This is a genomic window from Pontibacter korlensis, from assembly GCF_000973725.1.
GTDB classification, from domain to species: Bacteria; Bacteroidota; Bacteroidia; order Cytophagales; family Hymenobacteraceae; genus Pontibacter; species Pontibacter korlensis.
Genome location: NZ_CP009621.1, coordinates 2,539,515 through 2,565,000 on the forward strand (window position 1 = coordinate 2,539,515; position 25,486 = coordinate 2,565,000).

At 44.9% G+C, this 25,486-nt stretch carries 22 protein-coding genes and 1 tRNA gene (1 of these 23 running past the window's edge); 15 read left to right on the top strand and 8 right to left on the bottom strand.

Going from position 1 to position 25,486, the window contains the following annotated elements:
• The first annotated feature begins 8 nt into the window (after positions 1-8).
• The 6 genes from PKOR_RS11050 to PKOR_RS11075 all read left to right on the top strand — a co-directional run bounded on the left by PKOR_RS11050 (position 9) and on the right by PKOR_RS11075 (position 9,267).
• A complete protein-coding gene (locus PKOR_RS11050) occupies positions 9-353 on the top strand; it encodes a cytochrome C oxidase subunit IV family protein (protein ID WP_046310777.1) in 345 nt (114 codons plus the stop codon).
• Between the two features lie 12 nt (positions 354-365).
• Positions 366-1,028, top strand: a complete 663-nt coding sequence (locus tag PKOR_RS11055) for an SCO family protein (RefSeq protein ID WP_046310779.1) — start codon at positions 366-368, stop codon at positions 1,026-1,028.
• Positions 1,006-1,560: a DUF420 domain-containing protein gene (locus PKOR_RS11060; RefSeq protein WP_046310780.1), complete on the top strand. Its 555-nt coding sequence runs from the start codon at positions 1,006-1,008 to the stop codon at positions 1,558-1,560. The genes PKOR_RS11055 and PKOR_RS11060 overlap by 23 nt, the downstream gene beginning before the upstream one ends.
• 30 nt (positions 1,561-1,590) lie before the next feature.
• A complete protein-coding gene (locus tag PKOR_RS11065; protein ID WP_052738814.1) occupies positions 1,591-1,857 on the top strand; it encodes a hypothetical protein in 267 nt (88 codons plus the stop codon).
• Between the two features lie 221 nt (positions 1,858-2,078).
• Positions 2,079-5,789: a sensor histidine kinase gene (locus tag PKOR_RS11070; protein WP_235337472.1), complete on the top strand. Its 3,711-nt coding sequence runs from the start codon at positions 2,079-2,081 to the stop codon at positions 5,787-5,789.
• Between the two features lie 16 nt (positions 5,790-5,805).
• Entirely contained in the window at positions 5,806-9,267 is a 3,462-nt protein-coding gene (locus PKOR_RS11075) for a hypothetical protein (protein ID WP_148561670.1), read from the top strand.
• Here the strand turns inward: PKOR_RS11075 and PKOR_RS11080 are convergent.
• Both PKOR_RS11080 and PKOR_RS23485 read right to left on the bottom strand, forming a co-directional pair.
• Entirely contained in the window at positions 9,264-9,989 is a 726-nt protein-coding gene (locus tag PKOR_RS11080) for a LytR/AlgR family response regulator transcription factor (protein ID WP_046310783.1), read from the bottom strand. The genes PKOR_RS11075 and PKOR_RS11080 overlap by 4 nt on opposite strands.
• Positions 9,986-11,044 (bottom strand): sensor histidine kinase, encoded by a 1,059-nt coding sequence (locus PKOR_RS23485; RefSeq protein WP_052738816.1) that lies wholly within the window; start codon positions 11,042-11,044, stop codon positions 9,986-9,988. Before PKOR_RS23485 ends, PKOR_RS11080 begins: the two co-directional genes overlap by 4 nt.
• A 624-nt stretch (positions 11,045-11,668) precedes the next feature.
• Here PKOR_RS23485 and PKOR_RS11090 point away from each other — a divergent pair.
• Positions 11,669-12,688, top strand: a complete 1,020-nt coding sequence (locus PKOR_RS11090) for a hypothetical protein (protein WP_046310785.1) — start codon at positions 11,669-11,671, stop codon at positions 12,686-12,688.
• Positions 12,689-12,778: 90 nt separating this feature from the next.
• Here the strand turns inward: PKOR_RS11090 and PKOR_RS11095 are convergent, their stop codons facing one another.
• Positions 12,779-13,237 carry a YciI family protein gene (locus tag PKOR_RS11095; RefSeq protein WP_046310787.1) on the bottom strand — a complete coding sequence of 153 codons (459 nt, stop codon included), beginning with the start codon at positions 13,235-13,237 and terminating at the stop codon, positions 12,779-12,781.
• A 98-nt stretch (positions 13,238-13,335) separates the two neighbouring features.
• The gene (gene rfaD, locus PKOR_RS11100) at positions 13,336-14,301 is read right to left on the bottom strand and encodes an ADP-glyceromanno-heptose 6-epimerase (RefSeq protein WP_046310788.1); all 966 of its coding nucleotides are present in this window, start codon (positions 14,299-14,301) and stop codon (positions 13,336-13,338) included.
• Positions 14,302-14,382: 81 nt separating this feature from the next.
• Here rfaD and PKOR_RS11105 point away from each other — a divergent pair, with 81 nt between their 5' ends.
• From PKOR_RS11105 to lpxB, 4 genes are read left to right on the top strand one after another with little or no spacing between them, the layout of a single operon-like run.
• Positions 14,383-15,276, top strand: a complete 894-nt coding sequence (locus tag PKOR_RS11105) for an ABC transporter substrate-binding protein (protein ID WP_235337474.1) — start codon at positions 14,383-14,385, stop codon at positions 15,274-15,276.
• Positions 15,273-16,286 (top strand): FecCD family ABC transporter permease, encoded by a 1,014-nt coding sequence (locus tag PKOR_RS11110; RefSeq protein WP_235337476.1) that lies wholly within the window; start codon positions 15,273-15,275, stop codon positions 16,284-16,286. Before PKOR_RS11105 ends, PKOR_RS11110 begins: the two co-directional genes overlap by 4 nt.
• On the top strand, positions 16,287-16,709 hold the full coding sequence (locus tag PKOR_RS11115) for a 6-pyruvoyl trahydropterin synthase family protein (RefSeq protein ID WP_046310790.1): 423 nt from the start codon (positions 16,287-16,289) through the stop codon (positions 16,707-16,709).
• A gap of 52 nt (positions 16,710-16,761) precedes the next feature.
• Positions 16,762-17,883 (top strand): lipid-A-disaccharide synthase, encoded by a 1,122-nt coding sequence (gene lpxB / locus PKOR_RS11120; RefSeq protein ID WP_046314381.1) that lies wholly within the window; start codon positions 16,762-16,764, stop codon positions 17,881-17,883.
• Between the two features lie 361 nt (positions 17,884-18,244).
• Here the strand turns inward: lpxB and clpX are convergent, their stop codons facing one another.
• The 4 genes from clpX to PKOR_RS11140 form a co-directional block, all read right to left on the bottom strand.
• Positions 18,245-19,468, bottom strand: a complete 1,224-nt coding sequence (clpX, locus tag PKOR_RS11125; RefSeq protein WP_046310792.1) for an ATP-dependent Clp protease ATP-binding subunit ClpX — start codon at positions 19,466-19,468, stop codon at positions 18,245-18,247.
• Between the two features lie 355 nt (positions 19,469-19,823).
• Entirely contained in the window at positions 19,824-20,522 is a 699-nt protein-coding gene (locus tag PKOR_RS11130; RefSeq protein WP_262501870.1) for a ClpP family protease, read from the bottom strand.
• A gap of 91 nt (positions 20,523-20,613) precedes the next feature.
• Complete coding sequence (tig, locus tag PKOR_RS11135) at positions 20,614-21,936, bottom strand: trigger factor (protein WP_046310794.1); 1,323 nt, start codon at positions 21,934-21,936, stop codon at positions 20,614-20,616.
• Positions 21,937-22,016: 80 nt separating this feature from the next.
• Positions 22,017-22,098, bottom strand: a tRNA-Leu gene (locus PKOR_RS11140).
• 248 nt (positions 22,099-22,346) lie between these two features.
• Between PKOR_RS11140 and PKOR_RS11145 the strand changes: the two genes are divergently transcribed.
• The 4 genes in view from PKOR_RS11145 to PKOR_RS11160 are tightly spaced (at most 28 nt apart) and all read left to right on the top strand, a layout consistent with a single transcriptional unit that may run on beyond the window.
• Positions 22,347-24,539 carry a RelA/SpoT family protein gene (locus PKOR_RS11145; RefSeq protein WP_046310796.1) on the top strand — a complete coding sequence of 731 codons (2,193 nt, stop codon included), beginning with the start codon at positions 22,347-22,349 and terminating at the stop codon, positions 24,537-24,539.
• 28 nt (positions 24,540-24,567) lie between these two features.
• Positions 24,568-25,068, top strand: a complete 501-nt coding sequence (locus PKOR_RS11150; protein WP_046310798.1) for a Fur family transcriptional regulator — start codon at positions 24,568-24,570, stop codon at positions 25,066-25,068.
• The gene (locus tag PKOR_RS11155; protein ID WP_046310799.1) at positions 25,040-25,390 is read left to right on the top strand and encodes an STAS domain-containing protein; all 351 of its coding nucleotides are present in this window, start codon (positions 25,040-25,042) and stop codon (positions 25,388-25,390) included. Before PKOR_RS11150 ends, PKOR_RS11155 begins: the two co-directional genes overlap by 29 nt.
• An 8-nt stretch (positions 25,391-25,398) precedes the next feature.
• On the top strand, positions 25,399-25,486 hold the beginning of the coding sequence (locus PKOR_RS11160; RefSeq protein ID WP_046310801.1) for an adenylosuccinate synthase. 1,196 nt of this gene lie beyond the right edge of the window; only the first 88 of its 1,284 coding nucleotides appear in the window; its start codon is at positions 25,399-25,401; the stop codon falls past the right edge of the window.

The following is a 25,486-nucleotide window of genomic DNA, read 5'->3' on the forward strand; positions in this document are numbered from 1 at the left end:
ACTGGATTATGGCACATCATCATACAGAAAACGATTTTCATCAAACAGGTGAGATTCCAAAGCCACAGACAAAGGCTATCTGGAGAACGTTTGGTATACTTGTAGGACTTACAGCGCTTGAATTCCTTTTTGCATTTACTATGGATGCTGGTACAGCGCGTAACGCCATCTTCATCATCCTTACTATTTTCAAAGCATTCTATATCGTGTCTGAGTTTATGCACTTGAAGCATGAAACAAAGTCTTTGATCTGGTCTATTATTATTCCGCTTGCTTTGGTTGTATGGCTAATGGTAGCACTTCTTGCTGAAGGTAGCTATTACTACGAGTCCATCACAAATTACTTCAAATAAGTTACATCCTTGATGAAACCTGTAAAGGCACTAATATTAGGTATCCTTCTATTAGTGCCTATTCTTATTTTTATATTTATCAGTGTCTTCGGAACACATCACTTCTCTCTAAAAACTTATTACCCAAAACTTGACGATTTTGGCAAGGTTGTGCTAAATGCGGCAGGAGATACTGTGTTTCAGTATGTGCCTTATTTTGAACTAGAATCACATACAGGTGTAACGGTACAGCAGTCAGACCTTGATGAGAGTATTTTTATAGCTAGTTTCTTTAGCCCTGCTTGTACAGACTCTTGCTTAAAAGTTTTCTCTCAATTAGTTAGGGTTCAGGAGGTTTTCGAGAACAATCCCGACGTTAAGCTTGTTTCTATAGGAGTAAACCCACTAAGCGATAGTCTGCAATCAGTGCAAAATCTGGCACAAGAGTATCAAGTAAATAGTGATAAGTGGTTTTTATTAATAGGGGATACATCAGAAGTTGTCCCATTAGTAACTGAAGGGTTTCACGAACGCTATGAAATGATAGGAGATACTATTGCTCATAGCCATCGGCTGGTGTTGGTAGATAAAGAAAAGAATATTAGGGGTGTATATAAGGGTGCAGACCCTGAGGATGCCGACCGTCTGATTTTAGAAATAAACGTGTTGCTTGATGAATACAGTAAGAGAAAGTAACCTGACAACCGAAAAGGATCGTAAGTTTCTTACGGTTATTGCTCTTCTTTCGGTTGCTATACCGCTAGTTGTAGCTGTTTTATTCTTTATGCCCAAGGGGGATACTCCTGGGGTGGATGTTTCGTATTTGCCAGGTTTTCATGCCATCCTTAATTCTTTAACTGCTATTGCACTAGTTGTAGGATATGGGTTTGTAAAGCGTGGCAATAGCAGAGCTCATCGTGCGGCGATGCTCGTAGCATTTGGTCTTTCGTCTTTATTTCTAGTATCGTATGTCACATACCACTTTCTGGGTCAGCACACGGTTTATGGGGGAGATGCACCTTTAAAATATATTTACTATTTCATTCTGCTCACACATATTGTGTTGGCCGTCGTTATTGTACCTCTGGTGCTATTGTCGGTTTACTTTGGTATCACGAATCAACTGAAGCGCCACCGTCGTATTTCTAGATGGACGTTCCCTATCTGGTTGTATGTTGCTGTAACCGGAGTACTGGTTTATTTAATGATATCGCCTTACTACGCATAAATTAGTTTTTTCATCAAAGCATTAGGAGAGATGAGACAGAAAATGGGCAAAATACTTTCAGTAGTTGCATTCGCTTTTATACTTATGTTTGCCACTACAGATGCTTACAGCCAGTGTGCCATGTGCCGTGCTACAGTAGAGTCTAATGTAGGTACAGGTAGCCGTACACCTGAAAGTGAAGTTGGCAGTGGATTGAATACAGGTATACTTTACCTGATGATTGTGCCTTACATTTTGATTGGTACAGTTGGCTTTTTATGGTATAAAAGTAACCGCAAAAAGGAAAAAGAAGCTTAGAGTTCTACTTGATAACTATAAAAGGAGCGGCCCTTAAGAAATCTTAAGGGCCGCTCCTTTTATAGTTAGATACGTTTTCAGATTTAAAGCTATTGGTCTAGTATATTTTTCATGTGCTGCCCGCTGCGTATACAATTCCAAGTAATTTATCTTTGCACGATTATTGAGGCTATAGCGCTTATCTTGTGATTTCCTTACATTAGTAAATAAACTGCGCTACTTTGAACCGAAAGCTTACCCTTTTTCTTTTTTTGTTTGCATCGCTGCTGTGTTTCATTGCCATTGCAGTATTACACTTCAATGTTTTTTCACCTCGGGCAGCAGCGCAAAATAATCAGAAGGAAGCAGAGAAGATTGCTTTGCGTGTACAGCATTGCATAGATAAAGCTAATGCGCAAGCTGAGCAGTTGGCTTCTAAATTGAGTGATAATACTGTCTCCTTCTCGCAACTACTCCAGGAAACTGATTATCCTGTTTTCATCTACCGTGGTGGTAACATTGTTTTTTGGTCTAACCACACGTTTGCTCCGCAGCCAGATGTGCCAGAAAATTTTACAGGTGCGTTAGCTATAGAAAATGAGTACGGACGCTTTGTGGTGGTAAGAAAAGCGGTAAGGCACTATCAGATTGATGTTTACATACCACTACAGGTAGATTACCGGATAAAAAATGCTTATCTGACTCCTAAACTTGACGAAGAGGTATTTGAGCAGGCTAATCTTCAGCTTATACTCGACCCGGAAGCACTATTGCCACAAGTAAGAACACGAGACGGACGTTTCCTGTTTGCGCTAAACTTCGAACAGGCACATAAAACATCAAGCTACACTTCCTTACAATTAGGCTTGTTTATACTGGGGCTGCTGCTATTTATACTTTTTGCAGTTGCTGTGACTAAATCTTATGTCAGACAGCAGAAATACAGCCAGGGAATACTGGTGCTCCTGCTGTTGCTGGGAGGAATGCGCCTCGTTCTTTTATGGCTTAACCTCCCTTTTGGTATTGCTGATGTAGAGCTTTTTGATCCTAGGCTTTATGCCGCCTCCTTTTGGTCACCATCAGTTGGTGACCTGTTGCTGAATGTTCTGTTGCTGGCGGCAGTTGCCGGTTCTGGATTATACCTGTTTCGTAAGAACCGAGTGGTGGCGCAGCTAAGCAAGATGCCCCATGAAAAGAGCCGCTCGCTGATAATGGCATGCGTGCTGATCTTCTTTTTTCTGCAGCTTCTCCTGTTCAAATTCTATTACAGCATATACCACAATACTCCACTAGTACTGGATGTTACCCACTCCCTCAGTTTTACAAGATATAAGACGGTAATGTACCTGGTGATGCTGGTGCATACAATGGCGCTATGCATGTTTACTTATATACTAGCGACTGTTGTGTCTGTGCTGGTGCCAAAAGAGCAGAAACTGTGGCCCTTTAAAATGCTGATGTTAATAGCAGGAATGCTGCTACTCTTCACAGGTGTTTTTGTAACGGAGCTGTTCATGGTAGTACTTGTAGGTTTTATCTTCTGGACTATTATTGTGCTGGCAGCCCAACACCAGCATGCGGTCAGTCTTGCCTACCGTACCTATTTGCTTTTTTTCCTGGTGGTGATAGTTAGTGCTCTAACAGGTGCCATGGCACAGTTCTCCCATTACCACAACGACCTGAAAACCTATAAGCAGAACTTAGCTTTTAACATTCTACAGGATAACGATGTACTGGGAGAGTATCAGCTGAATCAAGTGGCTACTGAGATTGCCAATGATGAACTGATCAAGATGAAGATGATGGGACCCTATGTAGATGTCTCTTTCATCAAACGCAAGATTACGCGGCAATACCTGAGCGATTACTTTGATAAGTACGAGATCAATGTTTTGCTCTTTGATGATCAGGGCAAGACACTTGAAAGCGCAGATACTACGATTGCCACCTTGCAAGACCTTAAACATCAGTTTAACAAGCCTCAGGCCCGAACAGAACATAAAGGGCTTTATCTCTTAAAAGACCCGGCACGATTTAATGCCCGTACTTACTTAAAGCTCATACAAGTACCTATCAGCAATGAACTGAATGGTACTATTGCCCTGCAGTTGACACTAAAGAAACTGCTGCCTAACAGTGTAGTTCCGGAGCTATTGGTTGATCAAAAGTATAATAATCCGTTTGGGCGCGAAATGTTGAGTTACTCCGTTTACAGCGGTAATAAATTGCGGCACAGTGAAGGAGAGTATGACTATGCTACCAATTTTGATCGCAGCCTCTTGGAACGGCCTGAGCTGTACCGACAAGGTGTTCCACAGGGAGACTCGCATCATTATGGGGTACGTAGCGAAAACAGACAAACACTCATCATTACCACCGATAAGTACGGAAGCCGGCAAGTTCTCTCTAATTTCTCTTTCCTGTTTCTCGTTTTCGTAGCAGGACTAATACTTTTAGGCTTACTGTACCTGTTACTTCAGCGCCATAGACTGCGTGAGTTCAGTCCGAACTTCAGTACCAAAATTCAGCTCTTCCTTAACTTTGGTATACTAGTACCAATGCTCCTGGTAAGTATAGCTACCGCTGGTCTGGTTACGGCCTCATATAAGAAAGATTTGATGCAGCGGTATGAGCAGAGAGGAGAGGCCATTCAGGAGCATCTGTCTAAACAACTAAGCCGAAGACTTTTGCAGCGTCAGCGGAACCTGCAGCGGAATATAGCTGAGGTGGCAGCCATTGCAGAGGCCGATGTAAACGTCTACGACCGCAATGGGAAGTTGCTTGTAACCAGCCAGCCATTAATTTTCGAAGCCGGGCTGCTTTCTAAGCTGGTAAACCCGCAGGCTTTTGCTGCCATTTCGGAGCGACAGGCCTTAAGGGTGCTGTTGCAGGAGCAGGCAGGTAACCTTAGCTTCAACTCCATTTACCTGCCCCTGCGCGATGAGGACTACCCAGCCGAGCTGGCAGGTTTTATCGGCATTCCTTTCTTTGACTCAGAGAAGGAGCTGGACATGAAGCTAATCGAGCTTATTACTACCACGATGAATATCTTCACGGTGATGTTCATTTCCTTTATGGTGTTGACCTTCTTTGCCTCGCGTGCCCTAACAGTGCCATTGCGTATGCTGGCCGAAAAACTCAAACGTACCTCCTTAACTGGTAAAAATGAGATGCTGGCTTACGAGGGGGCAGATGAGATAGGTATGCTGGTGAGCGAATATAACCGAATGCTCTTAACCCTGGAACAGAACAAGCAGGAGCTGGCGATGCAAGAGAAGGAGGCAGCCTGGCGTGAAATGGCAAGGCAGGTGGCGCACGAGATAAAAAATCCGCTCACGCCTATGAAGCTTTCGCTCCAATACCTGCAGAAGGCTATTTCTGAAAAGAGGCCAAATACAGAGCAGCTTATTGCCAAGATCTCGGATACACTCATCACACAAATCAACATACTGAACGATATTGCTTCGTCGTTCTCAAGCTTTACCTCAATGCCGGAACCGAAGGCTGAGCCGATGGATGTGGCGGCTGCTTTGCACAAAGCTGTAGATTTGCATAATGATCCTGCCTCAGCTATACTTACCAAGAAGATTCCGGATGAGGAGATAGTTGTGAAAGCAGACGAAAGTCTGATGGTGCGTACGTTCAATAATTTGCTTTTAAATGCCATTCAGGCGGTTCCTGCTAGCCGGAAGCCACAGATACAGGTAAAGCTGGAACTGCAAGGGCACCATGCGGTGTTGATTTCGATCAGAGATAATGGCAGCGGCATTCCGGAAGATATTCAGAGCAAGGTCTTTATACCAAACTTCAGCACGAAGTATACAGGGTCGGGTATTGGGCTTGCCGTGGCTAAACGTGGCATTGAAAATGCAGGTGGCCGCATCTGGTTCGAAACTGAGGAAGGGCAGGGTACTACATTCTTTATACAGTTACCGCTGGCTAATGAGCGCTAGGGGCCTCAGTATATTGTTGCTGCTGTGGTTACTGAGCATCCCGCTGTTTGCCCAGGTGCCACTCAACAACAAGCGCTGCATCTGGCTACCTGTTAATAACCTCCCGCAGCAGTTGGATACGCTCACCCTGATGCCAAGCTCTATTACACTCCTTCATCCAAAGAAGGAGCAGTTCAGCTACGAGTACAGTTATACAACCAACGAGTTTACGCTCACCCGCTTTCCTCCTCCTGATTCCATAGCTGTTGGCACCTTAGGTACCGTGCAGGCCCTGCGCGACTCTATATTGGTGTGCTTTCGTGTGATGCCCATGAACCTCACGAAGCCTGCATCTAAGCGGGACATTGCTAGGCTGGAGTTAACTTCTAGCAGGGGTGGGTTTTTTCAGGAAGATATCAGCACCAAAGAAGAGATATTCCAAACTCCTGGCCTGAATAAGACGGGTAGCATTTCGCGGGGCATCTCTTTTGGTAATACACAAAACGTTTTTGTTAACTCGGCTCTTAACCTGCAGCTGGATGGTAAACTGACAGACGATATAAGTATAACAGCTGCCATAACCGACCAAAACATTCCTTTTCAACCAGAAGGAAATACGCAGCAGCTACAGGAGTTTGACAAAGTATACATAACCCTGCAGCACCGCCTGTGGCAGCTCACGGCAGGTGATGTGGTCCTGAAAAGTAAGCCGTCCTACTTTATGCAGTTTTACAAGAACGTGCAAGGAGGCGCCTTTAGTTATATCACAGGAAAGGAAAAGGATCGGCAGGGCATAACTACAGTAGCAGCCTCTGTGTCTAAGGGTAAGTTTGCCTCACAAACTATACAGCCGCAAGAGGGGGTGTTAGGACCTTACCGCCTACGAGGGCCTAACAACGAGCTTTACATTATTGTACTAGCTAACTCGGAACGGGTGTTTTTGGATGGGGTGCTGCTGCAACGGGGCTACGACTACGACTATGTGATAGATTATAACCAAGCAGAGGTTACCTTCACTACCCGCCATGTCATTACCAAGAACTCCCGCATCAGGGTAGATTTCGAATACTCTGACCAGAACTATAGCAGAGGAATTTACCACCTGAACCACTACCAGAACCTAGGTAAACTAAAACTATATGGCAACTACTACAACGAAAGCGACAACCCAAACAGCCTGCTGAACCTGAGTCTTAATACAGAGCAGAAGCGCTTGCTGGCAAGTATAGGCGACAGCCTGCATCAGGCAATTTCCTCCGGAGCAGATAGTGTGGCTTATGACCCGGGGCAGGTGCTTTATGCCCGCCGCGACACGGTCTACAACAACGGCCAAAATGTAGAGCGCATTTACGAATACTCTAACGATCCTGAGGCTGCCCACTATAGTGTAAGCTTTACAAATGTAGGTCCTGGCAATGGTGACTATGTGGCTGTCAACGGTGCTGTAAATGGCCGGGCTTATCGTTGGGTGGCTCCTGTAAACGGAGTGAAGCAGGGAAGCTATGCTCCAGTGCGGGTGCTGCCTACGCCACGTAAAAAGCAGCTTATAACTTTTGGTGGTAGCTACGAGCTACAGGAGGGGGTAAGCTTTTTTGCTGAGGGAGCAGCATCTGAGCATGACCTGAACCGTTTTTCAGACTTGAATGCTCAGGACGATCAAGGCAAAGGACTACGGGTAGGATATGTGGTGCAGGATAAGCAGCTGGACTTCCTGGGCAAGTATAAACTTAACAGTACTTTGAACTATGAATATACGGATGAGTATTTTGAGCCCATAGATCGTTATAGACCTATAGAGTTTGACCGTGACTGGAGCCTTACTACCACAAAAAAGGCAGAGGATCATATCTTCAACTTCTCTGTTGGAGCAGCCGAGAATGCTGCAAACCTTGTGAACTACCGTATTAGCCGTCGCTATCGTGTTGACCAACTGAATGGAGTGCAGCATTTTCTGGATGCCAATAAGCAGTTGGGTAAATTTACCTTTCGCAATCGCTTTTTCATGTTGAACAGCACACAGGGGGATCGGGAGTCTGAGTGGTACCGCGGCGATGTGAATGTGGCCTATAAAATGGGTAAGGTGTCGCCTGGCTATACTTACAGCTTTGATAAAAATCGAATAAATGTATTAGATACAGATTCAGTGGTTGGCTCAGCGCAATATTTTGAACAGCACCTGTTTTACCTGGAGAGCGGCGACACTACCAAAACAAGGTTCAGGGTAGATTACAGCCACCGTAAGGATAGGTTCCCGACAGGTAACGGCACAATGGGCAACCAGGAAGTGGGGCAGACATACAATGCCCTGCTGCAGAGTCGCATTAGTCAGGATCAAACGCTGGAAGTGCAGGCAACTTACCGTAAGCTGAATGTGCGCAACGGTAAGGATGAGGAAACAATTCAGTCTAGGGTAGATTGGAACGCAAGTTTTGTGGAGGGTGCTTTTCGGTCTGAAATGAGTTATGCTACGGGAACAGGTCGTGAGCTAAAGCGCATCTACATTTTTCAGGAAATGCTGCCGGGGCAAGGCACACATTACCTGCGTGAAGGAGGAGACCCGAATAACCTGAACGACTACCTGGAGGCCCAAACAGTGGACCAGCGTCGCTACATCAAAATTTACTTGCCAACCGATGAGTATGTGAATGCCTACACCAATACCTTTACCTACCGCCTTACCACTTCAACGCCCCGTAGCTGGAAAAGTGAACCAGGTATAAAGGCAAGACTGTCTAACTTCTCTATGCTCAGCTTTGTCAGCATCAACAAAAAGACAACTGACAATGACCTGAGCCAGCGCTTTAATCCTTTTGGTGAGGACGTGGAGGATGTATTTCTGATCTCGCTGGTGAAGCAGCTGCGCCATACTGTTTACTTTAACCGCAGCAGCCCTAAGTATGGTATGGAGTATACTGTGCAGCAGAATGAGCAAAAGCAGTTGCTTAACAATGGTACAGAAACGCGTAATGTGCTGAGTCATGCGCTTATTGGCCGCCTTAACCTGAACGAGGTGCTAAGTTCGCAGCTAAGTTTAGGCTATAATGTACGGGAGAACCAGTCGAACTTCCTTAGCTCCAAGAACTTCAAAATTCAGGCGCGGGAGCTGTCGCCCGAGTTGGCTTACCAGCCAAACACCAAGCTACGCTTTACGGGCAAGTACCAGTATTCTCTAAAAGAGGATGTGCTGCAAACCGCAGAAGTAGAGCAGGAGGGAATTTTTCATGAACTGGGGCTGGAAACGAAGTTGAGCCAGGTAGGCAAACGTACAGTAACGGGTTTGATAAAGTACGTCAATATTGATTTTGATGGCGATGAGGCCTCTTATGTAGGCTATGAGATTCTGAATGCTCTTCGCCCAGGCAACAACATGACCTGGTCTTTGATAATGCAACAGCGCCTGAGCAACGGTCTTAACATATCGCTTAACTACGACGGCCGTAAAGCCAATGGAGTAGGAGCTGTACATACCGGACGCACGCAGGTGTCGGTACTGTTTTAAGATATTCGCTTACTTTTTAAAAGCTTGGCATTGATCATTTCCAGGAATGTTGCTCGGTAACTTGGGCCTAGCGATACAGAGTTTTCATTGGACAACATAATCTGGTTGCCCTCTACCGATTTTACTTTAGCATTGTTTACGATAAAAGATTTATGCACTCTGGTGAAGTCTGCTGTCGGCAGGTGCTCCTCAATTTCTTTCATGCTTAAGTAGGTGGTCAGCCTTTCGGAAGAAGTTTGAATACGCACATAATTTTGCATGGCTTCTACATAGACGATATCCTCAATGCTGACTTTTACGAATTTTCCTTTCACATCTGCCTTGATGAAGAAGTAGGCATCTTCTTGCTTCTTCGCTTTAGGTTTCAAGGATTCCTTCACCTTTGCTACAGCACGTAGAAACCGTTCATAAGAGATAGGCTTAAGCAGGTAATCTACTGCATTCTTCTCAAAAGCCTGAAATGCATAATCAGGGTAGGCTGTCGTGAAAACCACCGTGGTACAACTGTTGATCAGCCCTGCCAGGTCTACACCTGAAAGCTGTGGCATATCTACATCCAGAAATGTAATGTCTGCCGATACTTTGCCCGAGGTAATAGTGTCGAGGGCATGCAGCGGGTTCTCTTCCGATCCCACTAATTTAAGCCCAGGCGTGTTCTGTATATAGCGTGAGAGTACATCAATTGCGTGCTGCTCATCGTCCACTACGTAGCAAGTTGTCATGTCAGGTTAATTTTTAGACTAAGGCGGTGATGCTGATCGTCTTCTTGTATAGCTAAGGTATAGTCGTTTTCGGTGTAATATTGGGTGAGCCTGGTTTTGGCATTCTGTATTCCTATGCCATGCCCACGAGCAGCATGATGTTTGCGCTTTTTATTGTTAGTACTGAAATAGAGTTGATTCTGGATACTAGAAACCAGGATTTGTGCGGCTTGCGACGGATCGGTTAAGTCGCCATGTTTGAAAATATTCTCCACAAAGGTGAGCAAAAGTAGCGGTGGAATTCTGCCTTGCAGTTGGCCACAGCACTTCATCTGCAACTGAAGCGGATAGCTGAATCTAAGTTGGTTAAGGGCAATGTATCGTTCAATGTGCTCCACCTCATTTTTGAGGTCGGTTTTGCCGTCCTCTTGCACCCGCTGGAGCGCATAATGCATAACTTCAGAGAGTAGCAAAACACCCTTAGATGCCTTGGGAGACACATCTTGCACGGAGTTATAAATAAAATTGAGCGTGTTGAAAAGTAGGTGGGGACTAACCTGTGCTTGGTGCAATGCATTCTGTGAGCGAGCAAGTCCTTTGGTAAGTTCTGCCTTCTCTCGTTCGGCCTGCAGGCGTTGTAGCTCTATTTTATTGATGTGTTTGGTGTTCTTGATTGTTTGGCGAGTAAACCAATAGGCTGTACTAAACCCCAGAAAATAGATACACCTCCAGGTTGCTCGCAGTAAAAACACCCTGTTTATACTAAAGGACTCAGGCTCATCGCGAAATAAATTAATAACGCTTTCCAGACCAACCTGAATGGTAATGTATCCGGCTACGATTGCTGGAACGAGTAAAGGAAGCAATAGGAGTTGTTTATGCTTAACGGTATACTGCAGCACTACATGGGCGAAGAAATAAAACAGACAAATATTAAGCGTATACCAACAGGTCCATTCCCACCAAGCAGTCGTAGTCGGACTGATGAGTTCGACAAGTAACACTTCATATGTAATAAATGCTGCCCAGGCAAGTATGTGATATAGAATAGTGCGGTATGAAGTGCTAATCGGCATGTATAAAACAACACATTACTTTCTAAAGTCGCAACACGTTTCGTCTACAGCAAAAGCTCATTGGTATAAATTTTTTCTCTTATGGGGAAAAGCTTTTTACCTTAACAAGGTGAGTTTTAATTAAAGTTTAAAGGGAGAATAAGTAGTAGCCTTTGATAATTTATATTGACTTTTGCTCCAAGCGCTAATTGAAAACAAACTTAAGAAAAGGCTATTACTTGTTTCCTTGATGCTTATTGAAGAAGTAAAAGGAGCTGCAATATTATCAAGGGTTGTATCCTAGTAGCATGGTAAAGTGGCTATTCAGGTAGTAATCCTGCCCTTATGTTAGAGGAGTTAGCATACCTTCTAATCTGCGGCCACGTACATCAGTTGTCGTTATAAAGTGGCCGATTCATCAAGATGATAAGTGGTTGATCTATACTAAGGCTGCGGTTACAGGAGGTAAAGCTTACATTGACAGTAATATATTACTATATTAGTATTGTTGCCAATCATGTTGCTATTCAATTCACTGTCACCTCATTCGCAATTGCTATGTTAACGAAGAAATGCTTCTTACCCTCTAAGATTCTGCTGTTCCTACTATGTCTTTCTTTTCTTATTTCTTCCTGCAAAAAGGATATGGAAGAAGTAGAGCCTGCCCCTCTCCCTGCCTGGCAATTGCATAACCAGTTTCTGCACGACTCAAAGTTTATCACGAACATTTATGCTGACGGGGATAAGCTGCATGTGCTCGGAATTAGCCTAGTCTCTACTATTTCTCAAGCTGGCCCTAATGAAAGAGTAGAGCATTACGTGCATTCGTTCGATGATGTGACAAGGCACAGGTTCCCGCTTAACGGGCAAGTAGTGCTTGGTAGAAGAGGTAATTTTCTGTTAGCTAAGCCTTTAAAGAACCCGGTAACTTTGTGGACTGATGTTTATATGGACATGAAGGAGGCAGACCCTACATTCAATAGTTTTAGTTCAGTTATGTCTTACACGAACGAACCATTTGGATTATCTGAAAACAATGTTGTGCTAGTACCATACTTTGTGAGTGGTGCTCCTCAAAATAAACTATTGTTAATGAAGTTGTCAGTTGAACCTAATATGCATGGGAATGATGAGGTAAAGGTTATCGAAAGGAAGGTGCTAGATTTTCTACCAGAGGGGTTTTATGTAGAGCACATTAAAACTTTAGGGAATTACTTCTATGTATCTACAGGTGGTGGCATCACTAAAGTATCGGAAGAAGGAGAAGTGGAGGGTTTTGTTAATGAGGAGTCTTTGGAATCTATGTTCGTGCATAAGGGAAATCATTATGCCATTACTTATCGCGGAAGCTTCAATAAGTGTTCGCTTCATAAGTCTTCCACAAACGGTAAAGATTGGACCTTTGTAAGTGAGTTAAATCATAACGCAGGATTTCTAAATTACCATATTGTAAGTGATAGTCTACTGGTAGGAAGCTACAGAAGTCAGATATTTGAGATAGATGTAGATAACTCTTTTTATATAAGAGAACTAGAGAATGAAGGGTTAGCCGGCAACTACATTACTGCTATAAAAAAGGTAGATGACTTGATATATGTAGCAACCCATTCCGGGCTGTTTAGCAAAAGTTTGGAGGATGTAGTAGTATACAAAGAGGTAGAGTAACGAGCATCAGCACTCCTTTACAAATAACGGTAAGTTATCCGGAAGAGTCATCATAAATTTGTGTCATCCATAATTACGGTGCTGTCCATATTACGGCTTTTGCTGCTCAATCTTACTATGCGTCTCTAAGTATACCGGAAGCGCAGCTGAACCATACCAGGGGTAAAGTTCCACCTCAAAAACCTTGGCCCTTACAGCTGGGTCAGTCTCCACCAGCTTCTGAGCTTCTTCTACTGTCTTTACATCAAGTATAAAAATGCCGCGGTAGTTCTTTTCGTTCTTACCAAGTGGCCCGGCTACAATCAGTTTCCCCTCTTTTGCCAGTTTGCCAATGTTCTCCATATGCCCACGGAAATACTCGTTTAGCTTTTGCTTGTCGGTAGTGGTGTTAGAGCCGGTTTTAAGTATAGCCAGCACATAAGATTTCATTCCATAGGCATCAGCACCTAATGAGTCAGCCAGGGCCTTATCGTAACTTGGAGATTGAGCCTGAGCATTTGCCGCAAAGCTGAAACAACAAAGTACAGCAAGAGCGAATAGGTTTTTCACACGTCTAAGTCAGAAGGTAAAAGGCTCTAAAGTAAAATGCTGGATTACGAAAGCGTGTTCATAATCCAGCATCTAATTTATCATTCAAAGAACTGATGTTAGTAATACTTCTCTTCCATCAGGTAATTCTGTACATAATCATTCACGCCTTCCTCAAGAGTATAAAATGGCTTATCATACCCGATAGAGCGCAACTTGCTCATGTTGGCCTCCGTGAAGTACTGGTAGTTGGCGCGCAGGTTCTCCGGGGTATCCATAAAGTCAATATTTGGCTCTATGCCCATGGCTTCGAAGGTATTTAGCGCCAGCGCCATGAAGGTACGGGCCTGGCCGGAGCCAAGATTATAGATGCCAGAGTTCTTGCGGTGATGCATCAGGAACATACATACATCCACCACATCCTTTACATAGACAAAATCGCGCATCTGCTCACCATCTGCATAATCAGGATTGTGCGAGCGGAACAGCTTCATGCTGCCATGATCCTTTATCTGGTTATAGGCATGGAAAATAACGGAAGCCATTTTACCCTTATGATACTCGTTAGGGCCATATACGTTAAAGAATTTCAGTCCTGCCCAAAAGAAAGGCTTGGCTGTTTGCTCCAGTGCCCAGATATCAAAATCGTTTTTAGACTCGCCGTAAGGGTTGAGCGGTTTTAGCAACGGAATGGTGGCTTCATTATCGTCGTAGCCCAAGGTGCCTGAGCCATAAGTGGCAGCCGAAGAAGCGTACACCAGCGGAATCTGGTATTCAGCACAGGCGTTCCACATTTGCTTGGAGTAATTCAGGTTCAGCAGGTCGAACACGTCCTTGTTGAACTCGGTAGTGTCGGTGCGGGCGCCCAGGTGGAAGATAAACTCGACATCCTCATAGTGCTCATCCAGCCACTCAAAGAAGTTATCGCGGTCTACGAACTCCTTTATTTTCTTCCCTTTCAGGTTATCTTCCTTCTTGGCAACGGAAAAATTATCCACCACCACTATATCATTGAAATTGTCCTGGTTCAGCCTGCTTACGAGGCAGCTGGCGATGAAACCAGCGGCACCTGTTACTACTATCATGTTTCTTTGTTAAGCCTGTATCTAAAATTGCGTTAAATTTACGAAAATAAACTGAGCCACCTGCGCCAACCCAACTATACCTTGAGACAAGCCAGACTTATACTACATACCCTACTTTGCCTGCTCCTGTTGTCTTGCAATGAGCAAGAGAAACAAACGCAGGAGGAAGAACTGATACTAAAAGACGACCTGGGGCGTGAACTGAAGCTGCAGCAAAAGCCTGAACGGGTGTTCTCCTTTGCCTCTTCCATGACAGAGATGCTCTTTGCCGTTCTCGACACCAGTACCATTGTTGCCCGCACCCCAAATTGCGATTACCCTGCCGCTGCTCTCGAGAAGCCAGTAGTAAATAACTACCCGGTTGATTATGAGCAGGTGCTGGCGCTTAAACCAGATCTTGTTTTCACCGTGGAAGGCATCACTCCACTGGAGGTGGCAGAGCGCTTACAGCAGTTAGGTGTACCGGTGTATTACCAGAAGTATAGGTCTGTAGAGGATATTTTTACTGGATTGGAAGACATTGGCCGAATTATGGGTCGTGAGCAACAGGCTAAGCAGCTCACTGATTCGCTACGTCAGGAAGTAGCACAGATAAATCAGCGGCATCAACAGCAAAATGCTCCGCAGCAGGTATTAGCTATCACCTGGACCGATCCAATTTATGTGCATGGGCAGAACACGATCTTTACAGATAAGCTCCACATACTTGGTGCCGAGAATGCTGTGAAAGAAGTATTCGAGCAGCCATATCCTGCGCTTACCCGCGAGTATATTCTAAAGCTTAACCCATCTGTTTTATTAGGTGGAACAAAAGAGGAGCTTGAGGAAAAGTTCTTCAACTTATACCCAGAGCTCCGCAGGATAGAGGCTTACCAAAATAACCGCATTTACGAACCAACAGATAACCTGATGTCGCGGCCTAGCCCAAGGGTGGTGGAGTCGTTGCGGGAACTGGAGGGCTTCCTGTACCCATGATGTTGCGGCGCAGCTTATACTTTATACTTGCTCTACTGTTGATTTTGATGGTAGGGGTACTGGGGCTTCAGGTAGGTTCTTTCGATACCGACACGGCAGCCATCTTTAATGCGCTGTTTAACTATGACTCTTCCAACACTACTCACTTTGCCATACTTCATCTGCGTCTGCCCCGGCTTATACTTGCTTTGGTAGTAGGTGCCTCCTTAGCTTTTTGTGGTTACCTCATGCAGGCTATGGTTAACAATGGCCTGGCTGATCCCTATCTGCTGGGTACAGCCTCGGGCGCTTCTTTAGGAGCTGTCATCGTTTTCTTTGGCTTTGTACCTATAGCAGTGGCCGGAGTTTACTTGCCACCGGTGTTTGCTTTGGCAGGTGCTTTTTTGGTAACGTTGGTGGTTGTGATGCTCGGGTACAGAAAAAGACAGATCATCCCTGCTCAGTTACTGTTAGCTGGTATTGCCCTTAGTTCTCTGGTAACTGCCCTTGTGGGCCTGCTCACTTTCCTTTCCGACTCGGAGGGGAAGCTGAGATCTGTCGTGTTCTGGTCGATGGGGAGCTTTGAGCGAGCCAGCTGGGACATGGTGCCATATCCGGCGGCAGCTCTGTTAGGGGCATTGTTGCTGTTTGCATTCTACCAAAAGCAGCTGAACATACTTTTGCTGGGCGAAGAGCGGGCACAGGCACTAGGTATACAAGTAGCGCAGACCCGCTGGGTTATACTGGGAACGGTATCGGTGGTAACAGGCTTCGCTGTGGCCACTTCCGGCCCCATAGGTTTTGTAGGACTGATCATACCGCATGTTACACGAGGTTTACTGGGAGCAACAGGCCGCTCTAACCTACTTTTATGTGCCTTTATAGGAGGTCTCTTCATGCTCTTGTGCGATTTGCTTTCCAGAATAATTTATCCGCCTGCCGGACTGCCAATAGGAATTATTACTTCGTTCTTTGGTGTTCCTTTCTTTGTATATTTGCTGTTCAAAAAGAATTACAATTTTAAAGGATAAATGATTTACGTTAGCAGGTTAGAGCACTTCAATGCAGCTCATAAGCTATTCAACCCGAACTGGTCGTTGGCAAAGAACAAGGAGGTTTTCGGGCCATGTGCCAACACTAACTGGCATGGGCACAATTACGAGCTGATCGTGACGGTGAAAGGAATGCCTGATCCGGACACAGGTTTTGTGATCGACCTGAAAAAACTCAGTACTCTTATTCGTACGCACATCATTGCTAAGGTTGACCACAAGAACCTGAACCTGGATGTTGCTTTTATGGAGGATAAGCTGGCCAGCACAGAGAACCTGATCGTGGAGTTCTGGAAAATTCTGGAGCCACGCGTAAAGGAGATCTCCAATAACAACGCGAGTTTGCACAGCCTGAAGCTGTACGAAACCCCGCGCAACTATGTAGAGTACTTCGGAGAATAAACAAGGGATCAGCGGCGTTCCATACTTGACCAGCTCCAAAAGAACCCACACCATGAAATATTACATCATAGCCGGAGAGCGATCCGGCGACCTGCACGCATCTAACCTCATCAAACAGCTCCGTAAGCAAGATCCGGAAGCACAGATCAGAGGCTGGGGCGGTGATATGATGCAAAATGCCGGTATGGATCTGGTGCGTCATTACCAGGAGATGGCGTTTATGGGATTCGCCGAAGTTTTTAAAAGCCTGCGCAAGATCCTTGGTTTTCTAAGTGAGGCAAAAGCAGATATAAAGCAGTATCAACCAGATGTAGTAATATTGGTAGACTATGCTGGCTTTAATATGCGTATTGCCCGTTTCGCCAAAAAGCAGGGGCTAAAAGTATTTTACTACATTTCTCCCAAAGTCTGGGCTTGGAACCAGGGGCGTGTGCACGGAATTAAAAAAGTGGTGGACCGTATGTTCGTCATCATGCCTTTTGAGGAGGATTTCTACGGCAGGTTCGACTACAAAGTAGATTATGTGGGCAACCCTGTGAATGACTCTGTGACAGATCATGTACCTTCTGCCGATTTCAGGACAAGAAACAAACTCTACAACAACAAGCCCATCATTGCTATACTGCCGGGCAGCCGCAGGCAAGAGATCGAGAACATGCTGCATGTCATGCTTAGTGTTCTACCTAACTTCCGGGATTTTCAGTTTGTAGTGGCAGGCGTTAGCAACTTCTCTAAAGAGTATTACGAGCAGTATAATAAAGACTCCAACATTAAGATAGTTTACGACCAGACTTACGACTTGCTGTCGCATTCCAAAGCTGCGCTTGTAACATCAGGTACAGCAACCCTGGAAACTGCTCTGTTTGGGGTTCCGCAAGTAGTTTGTTATAAGACTAGTGCTATCTCCTACACCATTGGTAAGATGGTAATCAAGGTACCTTATATCTCGCTGGTAAATCTTATTGCTGATAAACCTGTGGTAACCGAGCTTATTCAGGATGATTTTACGGCTAAGCAGATTGTGGCTGAGCTAAAGCGGGTGCTGTTTGATAAGCATTTTATGCAGAAGCAGCAGGAGGGGTATGCACTCGTAAGAAAAAAGATCGGAGAGTTCAGAACAGCGGAACGTGCTGCCCAGCTGATGGTGGGTTATCTAAAGGCAGAAAAGGTTTAAAGGCCGCATAGTTCCTTTCCCTCTAACATTCACCACATAGTATCATAGTGGTTAGTTTCTGGCTATACTAACATCCCGTATGGTACTGTACCTTCTACAGATTGAAGCACTGGCAGGGAAGTCTCCTATATCTAAATTCTAACTTACGTAAAGTTTATAAGAGACCACCACTGATTGCCTTAGGACTTTCAGGTTTGATAATATCCATACAGCTGAAATGTGCTACTTCTACAGAAAACTCTTTAGCAGAAGAATTGAATGCTGATTCATTATAGTGCTTTGTAGTTTTATCACTAGAGCATGTACAACAAAAAAGGGAGCCTGAATGGGGCTCCCTTTTTTGTATAATTGTTTTATTGCCTTATGCTACCTTCAGTTGCTTCAGGCTGGACTTCTCAAATTTTTCGCGGGCATAATCACCGGTGATAACCAGTTCTTTGGTTCCTTCTTCTGATGGAAGCTCAAACATGGCATCTGTCATGATACCTTCGCAGATAGAGCGAAGACCACGTGCACCAAGCTTATACTCTGCAGCTTTCTCCACAATGTACTCCAGCGCACTCTCATCAAAAGAGAGGTTGATGTTTTCCATCTCAAACAGGCGCTTGTACTGCTTCACTATAGAGTTCTTTGGCTCCAGCAGGATCAGACGCAGAGTCTCTTTATCCAGCGGGTTCAGGTGTGTAGCTACCGGTAAACGACCTATCAGTTCCGGAATCAGACCGAAGTTCTTCAGGTCTTGTGCCGTCATGTACTTCAGGAAGTTCTCTTTCTCTTCCGCCTCATCCATTTTAGACTTGGAGAAACCAATAGGACGGGTGTTCAGTCTGTTTTTGATAATTCTATCAATGCCAACAAAGGCACCACCACAAATAAACAGGATGTTCTCCGTGTTTACAGTAATCATCTTTTGTTCAGGGTGCTTACGCCCACCTTGTGGCGGAACGTTTACAGTAGTACCTTCTAAAAGTTTTAGCAGAGCCTGTTGTACACCCTCACCGCTCACATCACGAGTGATTGATGGGTTGTCGCTCTTACGGGCAATCTTGTCGATCTCGTCGATGTAAACAATGCCACGCTCAGCTGCCTCTACGTTATAGTCAGCTGCCTGCAGTAGGCGCGTAAGTATACTTTCCACGTCCTCGCCCACATAACCAGCCTCGGTTAGTACAGTAGCATCGGCAATACAAAATGGCACCTGCAGGATACCAGCCATCATACGAGCCAGGTAAGTTTTACCCGTACCTGTTTCACCTACCATTATGATGTTAGACTTTTCAATCACCACATCATCCTCAGTTGGCTGCTGCATCAGTCGCTTATAGTGGTTATATACCGCTACCGACATTACCTTTTTGGCCTCATCCTGACCTACCACGAACTGATCAAGGTAGGTTTTCATTTCTTTAGGCTTCATCAGGTTGAACTTCGGAGTTCTACTGCTTGCGCGTATCTTGTTCTCCTCATTCAAAATCTGCTGTGCCTGACCGATACAACGATCACAAATGTGCGCGTTGATACCGGATATCATCACCGATACATCCTTCTTGTTTTTGCCGCAAAATGAGCAAGTAATTTCTGCCATAAGAAACGATTGATCCAGAGTAGTTTACGCATCTTTTTCAAATGCGTAAAGCAAAGGTACAAAATTGAATACTTATACAAGTAGAAAAAATTCGATCCAAACGCTTGAATGCCGTTCAAACACAGGTATAAATTTTAAGATAAGTATTTTTCTATTTTTATGTATAATGCTGACCACTAGATAGTTGCATTGTAGAGATTTGCACAGTGGTATGTGGATAAATTTTTTACTAAAGCTACGTTTTAATGCTAAGTCTGGTTCTAAAACCATCCCTTCTAAGTGCAAAGTGTGCAAAATAAAACCCCGCATCGGGTGTCGGTGCGGGGTTTTATATACTATAAATTATATTTTAGATTTATGATACCTTACGGGTTAGTACCTCGTCGATCAGGCCATACTCCTTGGCTTCTTCGGCACGCATCCAGTAGTCACGGTCAGAGTTGTCGTATACTTCCTGGTATGATTTGCCAGAATGGTCAGCAAGGATTTCATACAGTTCTTTCTTCAGCTTCAGGATTTCACGCGCTGTGATTTCGATATCAGAAGCCTGACCTTGCGCACCACCCATTGGCTGGTGAATCATGATACGGGCATGCGGTAGGGCAGAGCGCTTGTTCTTAGCGCCACCTGCTAATAGTACAGCACCCATGGAAGCTGCCAAGCCAGTACAGATTGTAGCAACGTCAGGGCTTACATATTGCATAGTGTCATAAATACCAAGACCGGCATACACTGAGCCACCCGGGCTGTTGATGTATAGCAGAATGTCTTTCTTGGCATCCGCCGACTCCAGGAACAGTAGCTGGGCTGTAATGATGTTAGCGATAAAGTCATCAACCTGCGTACCCAGGAAAATGATCCGGTCCATGATAAGGCGTGAGAACACGTCAATTTCACGGAAGTTAGTAGGTCTTTCTTCAATTACGGAGCGCGTCATGCTTTCGATTGTGTGCATGGCTCTGCCCTCTACATGGTTAATATATTGGTCTACGCCCAGGCTGCTCATGCCCTGGCCTTTTACAGCAAATTTGCGGAACTCGTCTTTGTTAAACATCATGTTGTTTAGGTTTACGGTTTTCTCAAAAATAAAAAAGTCCTTCTAATATCGAAGGACTTTTTTATAAAGTTATGTATGTGCGTTCTGCTTAGAACGACATATTTCTGAAGTCCTCTGATGTGATAGTCTTCTCCACAACAGTCATCTTCTCTTTAAGTTTAGCGAGCACCTTCTCGGCCAGCAGTTGCTCGTACTCGTTGATGTAGTTACGGCCGTTGTCCTGCTGCAGATACTGCTGAGCATAGTTGTTCATGCTTTCCATCAGTTCTTCAGGTACCTCCGGCATGTTGAACTGGGCAAGCATCTTCTCTTTAGTAGCTTCCACTACTTCCTCATTTGTCACTTTCAGCTCGTTCTCCTCAACAACCTTGTTCTTGATCATTGACCACTTCAGCTCGCGCACATACTGATCGAAGTTTTCCTCAATTTGCTCAGCAGTAAGCTTGCCTTCGTTTGTCACCTGGATCCAACGCTTGAAGAATTCTGTAGGTAATTCTACTTCTACGTTGTCAACCAGTGTATCGATGATATTACGGTACAGAAGGTTGTCAGCCTCACGCTCATAGTTCTCCAGGATAGTCTCGCGGATCTTAGCGTCAAACTCCTCTTCTGTTTTTACTTCGTCTTTACCGAAAAGCTTATCGAAAAGTTCTTGGTTTAGCTCAGCAGGCTCTGTACGGTTGATCTTTTCAACGATGAATTCAAACTCACCGTTCAGGTCAGCCACAGCCTCTTTGCTCAGGCCAGTTACGTGTGCCAAAGCAGCGTTGTCGTCGCCGAAAGTCTTGCGGATATCGAAACGGATTACGTCGTCAGCCTTAACACCAACAAACTTATCCTGGCCTTCTACCACACGGCTAGTAGGGATCAGCGTCTTAGACTGGAACTCACCATCTACCTGCTTCAACTCACCAGAGATGAAGTCACCTTGCTCAGATGTTTCCGGGTTGATTGTCTTACCAAACTGGCGCTTCAGGTTTTCGTAAGCCTCGTCAATTGTTTTCTTGTCCAGTTCAACTTTGAAGCCCTCTACGCTTTTATCAAGAGGAAGGTTGATTTCTGGCAGTAAGCCTACCTGGTAGGTAAACTCAAATGTCTTTTGGTTATCCCAGTCAATTTCTGGCTGGTCATTCTCTGGAAGTGGCTCTCCCAGTAATTTTACATCGTTTTCACGGATATACTTAGAGATTTCCTCCTGAAGCGTTTTGTTGATTTGCTCCACTAGGATGCTCTTTCCATACATCTTCTTTACAAGCCCTGCAGGTACTTTACCAGGTCTGAAGCCTTTAATCTGAGCTTTTTTGCTGAATTCTTTTACCTGCTGGTCTACTTTCTGTGCGTAGTCCGCCTCTTCCAGTACCACCTTCAGTTGCGCATTGGTGCTGTCGGTTTGGTTTAATGTAATATTCAAGGCTTATAAAAATTTAGATTTTAGAAATATCTACTAAAAACAAACCCCCAACAATGGCTGTTGAGGGTTCGTAATGTTTGTGCGGATGGAGGGACTCGAACCCCCATGCCTCGCAGCGCTAGATCCTAAGTCTAGTGCGTCTACCAATTTCGCCACATCCGCTTGAGTGTGCTTGTTTGTTTTAGTGTTGCAAAGGTAAGCAACGTTTTTTTAAATGCAATACCTCTTTCAAAAATTTCTTAAATATTTTTCGATCTGCATATATAACCCCTCCTAAAAGCTTTCAATACTGGCATTTATTGGTTGCATATTATAATCAGTTATATTTGAAACTTATAACGCAGCCAGCTTATTTATACTTATAGTGTGGGCTACTAAACTGGCAGCACCCTACATCATAGTTGTAAAACATGATCGATTTAGAAGCAGAACGCAAAGAGATACTCAGGCACTACAGGAGGTTACTACGGCATGCTAAGCCTTTCTTAAAGGACAACGATGCCAAAATCATCAAGAAGGCATTTAATACCTCGCTGGAGGCACACAAAGATATGCGCCGCAAGTCTGGTGAGCCTTATATCCTGCACCCGCTGGCTGTAGCTCAGATCGCGGTAGAGGAGATTGGTTTGGGTACTACTTCCATTGTGGCAGCCCTGCTACACGATGTAGTAGAGGATACTGAGTTGGAGACTGCAGACATCGAGCGTGAGTTTGGGCCTAGTGTGGCTAAGATCATTGAAGGGCTTACCAAGATCTCCGGTGTTTTTGATTACGGTACTTCACAGCAGGCGGAGAACTTCCGTAAGATGCTGCTTACCCTGAGTGATGATGTACGCGTTATACTTATAAAGCTGGCCGATCGCCTGCATAACATGCGTACCTTGGGCAGTATGCCGCGCCACAAGCAGCTCAAGATTGCTTCCGAAACAATGTACCTGTATGCACCTCTGGCGCACCGCCTGGGTTTGTATGCCATCAAGTCGGAGCTGGAGGACCTGTACCTTAAGTATACCGACACCGACACTTATAAAGATATATCCCGAAAGGTAAGGCAGACACGCAGTGCCCGAAATAAATTTATTAAAGACTTTATACACCCTATTGAGGATGAGCTTCGGAAGTATGGCTTTAAGTTTAACATCAAAGGCAGGCCCAAGTCAATCTACTCTATCCTTAAAAAGATAAAGAAGCAAAACATAACCTTTGATGAGATCTACGACCTGTTTGCTATCAGGATCATTCTGGATGTGCCGCTGGAGAACGAGAAGGCGGCCTGCTGGCAGGTGTACTCTATTATAACAGACTTTTACCAGCCTAACCCGGACCGCCTGCGCGACTGGGTAAATACACCTAAGGCGAACGGATACGAGTCGCTGCACACAACTGTCATGAGTAAATCGGGGCAGTGGGTAGAGGTGCAGATACGTACCCGCCGAATGGATGAGATTGCTGAGCGAGGCTACGCAGCTCACTGGAAGTATAAAACAGAAGGAGCAGCTTCGGCAGAGTCTGGCTTGGAGCAGTGGATTAACAAGGTGCGCGATATGCTGGAGAACAACACCGCCAACGCACTGGAGTTCATGGACGAGTTCCGCAAGAACCTGTTTGTAGAGGAGGTGTTTGTGTTTACGCCGAAAGGAGAACTCATTATACTTCCAGATAAATCTACGGCGCTGGACTTCGCTTTCGAAATTCACTCCCAGATTGGTTTGCATTGCCTTGGTGCTAAGGTAAACCAGAAGCTGGTGCCACTTAGCTATAAGCTGAAGAACGGAGACCAGGTCGAAATCCTGACTTCGCAAAAGCAGAAGCCAAACGAAGAGTGGCTGCAGTATGTGGTTACTTCGAAGGCTCGTACACGCATTAAAGATGCGTTGCGGGAGGAGCGTAAGAATAAGGCTGAGCAGGGTAAGGCAATGCTGGAGGCAAGAATGCAGTATATAGGTGTAGCTGATAATCAGCAGAACTTAAACAAGCTGCAGGCTTTCTTCAATGTAGCGACCTTACAGGATCTTTATTATAGAATAGCTACCGGACATATCGATATAAAAAACATCAAAGAGGTTATCTTTACAGCTGCCGCTGATAAGGTCGCTTCTATGCTTGACCCGAAGAGCTTCGACAGGGAAGTACAGAAGATAAGAGGGGTAACTTCGGATATGTTGGTGATAGGGGAGAGTACAGACAATTGGGACTACAAGATGTCTAAGTGCTGCAACCCAATCCCGGGCGACGATGTGTTTGGTTTCCAGACAGAGGAAGACGGCATCGAGATACACCGAACAAACTGCAAGCGCGGCATTGAGCTAATGTCGAACTACGGCAACCGCATTATAAAAGCGAAGTGGACAGAGCAGAAGGAGCTGGCATTCCTGGCTGGTATCCGCATCAAAGGAACTGACCGTGTTGGTCTGGTAAATGATTTGACCAAGGTTATCTCCACCAGCTTAAAAGTAAACATGCGTTCCATCACCATCGATTCTAACGACGGTATCTTTGAGGGGAACATCATGGTTTTTGTTAACAACACAGGGCACCTCGACAAGCTTATCCAGCGCATGAGCAAGGTGAACGGAATTCTCTCCGTGGAGCGTTTCGATTAAGAGGAGCTTGTATACTAATAGAAGAGAAATGGCATTAGATAAAAAGAAGTTCGAAGAAGTAAAAAAGATCTTCACTGCATACTTAGAAAGCAAAGGCCTACGTAAAACACCAGAGCGTTACGCTATTCTGGAGGAGATCTACTCCAGCGACGGGCACTTTGATGTGGAATCGCTCTACATCAGCATGAAAAACAAAAACTACCGCGTAAGTAGAGCCACTGTCTATAACACACTGGACCTGCTGGTAGAGAACGACCTGGTGAGCAAGCACCAGTTTGGTCGTAACCTGGCACAGTATGAGAAGTCGTACGGATACCGCCAGCACGACCACGTAATATGTACTGAATGCCACAAGGTGGTGGAGTTTTGCGACCCGCGTGTGCATCAGATTCAAAGTTTGGTGGGTGAACTGTTAAATTTTCATATCTTGCATCACTCCCTGAATCTATATGGTATCTGCGGCGATTGCCGTGCTAGAAAAGTGACAGAGGAACTTAAACATGAAGTATCAGACAGAGCTCAAGGATAATATCCTTTATATTCGGCTGGAGGGCGACCTGATTGCAGGCGCAGACACGCAACAAATGATAGACAGCGTGGATGATATGCAGGAAGGAAATGTGTTGCTTTGCGCCGTGGATCTGTCGAATGTGCGGTTTATGGATAGTAGTGGTATGGGAGTGCTGGTTTCGTTACTTACAAAGTTCCGGAACCGCGGAGGAGAGCTGGTGCTGATAAAGCCATCTGACCATATCCGAAAACTATTGATAGTAACTAAGCTAAACGCGATTTTTACAATTGCTGAGAACGATGACTTCGCAGCGCAATTCTTAAAGGAATCAACATATTAAATACTTAAATGGCAGTTGACATTTTAATAGGTCTGCAGTGGGGCGACGAAGGCAAAGGAAAGATTGTAGACGTACTTGCTCCGACCTATGACATTG